The following is a 5,085-nucleotide window of genomic DNA, read 5'->3' on the forward strand; positions in this document are numbered from 1 at the left end:
ACGCCGTCAGCTGTCCCATCACCGCCACGCGGTTGGCGTGGGCCAGCTCCATCTGAGCCTCGCGGTAACGCTGCTCGTTCTCGCGTGCCTCGGTTTCGGCGCGCTTGCGCTCGCTGAGATCCAGCACGAAGGCAACGCCTTGCTCCTGCTCGTCGTCGAACAAGGCTCCGCCGGTCAGCACCGGTACCCGGCTGCCGTCCTTGCGGAAGAACGCCTTTTCGAACGGGTGGACAACCCGCGTCGCCTTCAATTCGGCCCGGGCGCGGTCAGTGCGCTCCTGCCATTCGGGCGGCGTCAGATCTGCCCAGCGCAACCGGCCTGCAGCGAGATCCTCGCGATCATATCCCATGGTCTTCAGGAACGCGTCATTGGCATCGAGAATGTCGGGGGTGTGATCGAAGATGAAAATCCCGATGATGTTGGCCTCGACCAGCCGGCGGATCCGCGACTCCCGCTCCTGAAGCTCCCGGTACAGGCGGGCATTGTCGAGCGAGGTCGCGGCCTCGGATGCGAGAAATTTGAGGATCGCGATCCGGGCGGGTGTGAAGACGCGCGATGCGAGATTGTTCTCCAGATACAGAAATGCCACCGCCCTGGCTTGCTTGACGAGCGGCACGCACAAGGCTGATCGGACGTGCCTCTTGTGGATGTACTCGTCGCCGCCGAACGCGCTGCTCGTCGAAGCATCGTCGAGCACGACGCTCTCCTGGGTGCGAGCCGTGTAAAGCACGATCGACATCGGGACTTCAGCGGCGGAGATCGGCGAATCGGCGAAATCGAGAGCGATCGAACCGCCGCCTGTCACCGCGTCCGCCCGAATTCTCAGCTCGGAACCCCTTGGCAAAATCAGCACGCCGCGTTCCGCACCCGCGTGCTCGATGGCCGAACGAAGCAGGGTCTCCGTGAGCTTCTCCAGCACGATCTCGCCTGAAACAGCCTCCGACACTTTGAGAACCGTCGCAAGGTCCAGCTGCTCGACAGGTGCTCCGATCGTCCCTGCGGCGCTGTGGGCGGATTCTCGCTCCCGGAGGTTCGGATGGAGTTTCTCGAGCTGGCTCACCTTCGCCTCGGCGCCCCAGCGCGCGTAGCAATCGCGCGCTTTTGTCAGGTAGGACAGGACGACCGTTCGAATGCCGCGCGCCTCGTAGAACCATGCTGCACGTTCCGCAGCGATCGCTTCGATCTGGGCGAAGCCGGATTCTTGCGCCAATCGGATCGATTCCTCGTATAGCTGTTCCGCCTCGAGTTCGCGACCTTCGATGCGCGCAAGCTCCGCCGTGACGAGCTTCTGCCGGGCGGCGAAGTTTGCGGGGCAGCGGTTGGACCAGACTGTCAGCTTGCGGTGGTGTTCGCGGAGGTCGCTGAGGCGCCGCTCGCGATCCTCGGGTCGTGATGCGTGACAAGCCCCGGCATGAGCGAGCGCCGTGTAGAACCGGTATTCGGTGAAGTCCGAATAAGACCGGACGCACCATGAGAGCGCTTCTGCGCGTGCGGCGAGGGCAATCGCGACATCGTTACGTCCGGCAATGACTTCGATCTGAATTTGCGTCGCGTAGTAGAAGAAGACGCCTAGCGGTTCGCTCACGTCCGAGGGCTGAAGCGCCCCGGGGCTCTCGAAGAAATTTCGGCCGTCGCGCCCCATAAGGCTCAGCGCCAGATCTCGTTGCCTGATGAGGCCCACCGCTGCCAATCGGACGCCCAGCCCCTCGGCGAATGCCAGGGACTCTTCGGCGTTCGAGCAGACGTTAATGAGCGAATCGCCGCAGAAGAGATCCACCGAGATCAGTCCGCGGTGCGAATACGCCGCGAATGCCAGATCTCCAGTCGTCAAACAGATTGCAAGAGCGCGCCGAATGAACGGCCGTCCCGATCGGATCGGGAGAATCCATGGGGTCACGTGAAGGCCGAATACCAGAAGGGCCCGGCCGCTCAGCCCTGTCTGCGGCTGCCTGTCAGCAAGGGCTGCGCCAAATTGTGATAGTCGGAATCCAAGTTCGGCATCGGTTGAATTGCTCGCGAGCACGCCGAATATGGCGGTCAGCGGGTAGCATGCTTCAGGACTGGTCCCGTGCTCGAGCGTCAGTCGCGTGGCCTCCATGAGCATGGTGTCGGACAGGTTGCGATCGGTGAGAAACGCAGGTGTCAGCAGGTCGGCCAGGACGCCCATGGTCGCACGATGATCCGGATCGGTCATCGGCGGTAGCGCATGAAGCTGCTCGTCTGACAGTTTTTCGGTCAAGTTCCGCAGGCGTTGCCGATCCTCATCCACCTCGCTGCGGCTGGGATGAGGAGACCAGTCAATCCCGGTCCTGCGCAAGAATGCGAGGCAAACGTCGACCGCCCGCTCGAGCTGTCCCGCAGTGGTGTATAGCTGCGCCTGGAGCCTGGCGACCTCGGCGCTCGCCTGAATGTCCGAACAGCTCTGCGACAGGACCGTCAATTCTGCTTCCGCCGTGTTCAGCTCGCCGAGCAGGAATTTGCATTCGGCGTGGAGGAGGCCGATCGCGAAGGCGTCCCGGCTGCACCGCGGATGCCCTTCCTCCCCGAGCAGTTCGCGGGCGATTTCAAGGTAGGTTGCTGCCGCATGGTAGGCCGTTGCATTTCGCGCGCGCCGGCCAGCGGCGAGATTGACGGCAATGACATGTTCGCGTTCAGCGCCGTTCGTCAAAGCGGCGATGCCGCGGTTCAGCTGGTTGGCAACGATATAGACGCGCTCGTTGGTTTCATCAGGCGTCAGCTGCGCTGCCAGGACCAGACCGATCCGAAGGTGCAAGGCCGTTCGCCTGTCCTGGTCCGGTTGAAGCGCATAAGCGGCCTCTTGCACGCGGTCGTGGACGAACGCGTAAGCGCTCTTGAGGCGTCGGACCAGTTCGAGACGCGTCGCTTCTTTCAAATCCTCGTGCAGCGTCTGCTCCGATGCTCCGTGCACGAGGCAGAGCATCGCGATCTCGGCGCTGTTGCCCAGGCAGGCCAGCTCCAGCAGGGCCTGACGTGTCTCGTCGCGCAAACCGCTCAGTTTGCCGACCATGAGATCGGCGACGTTTTCGGCGTAGCTTTTTTCCTTGATGCGTTCGAGATCCCAGCGCCACTGTCGCTTGTCATGATCGAAGGTCAGCAGTGCTTCTTCGGCCAGCGCCTGCAGAAACTGCGTGAGAAAGAACGGATTCCCGTTCGTCTTCTCGTATATCAGCTGCGCCATGGGCATGGCGTATGCCGGCTCGCAATGAAGTGCATCCGCGGTGAATTCCAGGACGGCATCGCGGGTGAGGGGGGCTAGGTCGATCTCCCGCACCCGTTTGCGGGAGGTTCGGATTTCGACAAGTCGTTGAGCCAGCAGATGCTTGACGTCGGCATCGTTGCGTCGATAGGCGACGATGAGAAGCAGATTTTGCAGGTCGGATCTGTTCAGAAGAAACTCGATCAGATCCAATGTGGCCAGGTCGAGCCACTGCAGGTCGTCGAGGAACAGCACGAGGGGATGGTGCGCCTTGGCGAAGACGCCAATGAAGCGTCGAACGACGAGCTGGAAGCGTCGCTGCGCGTCTTGCGGAGGGGCCTCCGGAACAGGTGGTTGGTCCCCGATCACCAGCCGCAGCTCAGGTACGAGATCCACCATCAGCTGACCGAGAGGGCCCAGCGCGTCGTGCAGTGCGCTACGCCAGGGTGCAAGATCGGCATCGCTCTTGGCGAGGAGGCCTCGGATGAGGCCTTGAAGCGCATGCGCGAGCGTCGCGTAAGGCATATCGCGCTTGTGCTGATCGAACTTGCCGGAGGCGAAGAAGCCTCCCAACGGGACCAAGGCCTTGTGCATTTCGTTGACGAAAGCGGACTTGCCGATACCGGAGGGGCCGGACACCAGGATCAACTCGGGCGTGCCGCTCCGGGTGACGCGATCGAACGAGGTGAGCAACGCCTCGATTTCGTGCTCCCTGCCGTAGAGCCGTTCGGGAATCAGCAGGCGGTCCGGTATATCGGTTTGCGCCAGGACGAAATCATCGATCCGTCCCTGCGCTTCCCATTCGGCGAGTGACCGTTCGAGGTCGCTCTTGAGGCCGGCGGCGGTCTGGTAACGGTCTTCGGCCGTCTTGGCGAGGAGCTTCATGATGATCGCCGACACGGCGTAAGGCACGTCATTGGCTCGTTCGGCGGGCGCAACGGCACGTCTCGCGATGTGGCTGTGCACCCACTCCATCGGACTGGACGCGATGAACGGCAGTGCGCCCGTCAGCATCCGGTAGAACGTCACGCCGAGCGCGTACAGATCGCTGCGGGAATCGACGGACCGGTTCATCCGGCCGGTCTGCTCGGGTGCCATATAGGCCAGCGTGCCCGCGATGGTCTCCGGTGGCTCGAGCTGCTGTCGTTCGCGCGGCAGGCGAGAGGCGAGGCCGAATCCGGTGATTCTGATCTCGTCTGTTCCGGTCACCAGAAGATTGGCCGGCTTCAAATCCTTGTGGACCAGGCCCTGCCGATGCAGCTGGTCGACGGCGGTGGTGATGCCGAGAGCCAATCGCAAAAAACGATTCAGCTTCATCGGCGCGCCGAGCAGCCGCTCGAGCGGTTCGCCGTCGGGGTCATCCAATATCAGCAAGGTTCGACCGCCGTCGCGGATCAGCTCCAGCGGCCGTACGGCCCAGGTCCCATCGAGCTCGTCGCGCAAGGCGTATTCATGGGCGAGCCGGTCGAGGACCGCGGCCGGCGGATGTTCCGTAGCCGCCCTTACGGTCAGGACATTGTTGACGTTGCCATCGGCGCCCCGGCGCCATTCGCGGCAAAAGACGCGCTCGCCGTCGTCCCATGACGCCTTGAGACCGGCATTGCCATTCGTGGATACCCGCGAGGATACGTGCATCTGCCGGACTCCGGAACTAGCCGGCCAGTCGATTAAAAAGGAGGGAAAGGTTTTCACCTGTCCCGTTCGGGAACCTACTCCCAACGCCAATCCCCAACAATAGCCGGGATCGGAGCCACGCTATGAGCCACATTCCGATTTCGGGGCGTGGCTCAACCAACCGAAAAGCCGTCATCGATCGGAACAGTGAACTGGAAGACGGCGCCGCGCGGTTCGTTTGCAGTCGCCCAGAG

At 62.7% G+C, this 5,085-nt stretch carries 1 protein-coding gene; it reads right to left on the bottom strand.

Annotated elements, in window-relative coordinates:
- Positions 1–4,852 (bottom strand): AAA family ATPase (locus JQ627_RS38810; RefSeq protein ID WP_212489587.1); only part of this gene is annotated, 4,852 nt, incomplete at its 3' end.
- Positions 4,853–5,085 lie beyond the last annotated feature (233 nt).

This window comes from Bradyrhizobium liaoningense, from assembly GCF_018130785.1.
Classification (GTDB): domain Bacteria; phylum Pseudomonadota; class Alphaproteobacteria; order Rhizobiales; family Xanthobacteraceae; genus Bradyrhizobium; species Bradyrhizobium liaoningense_A.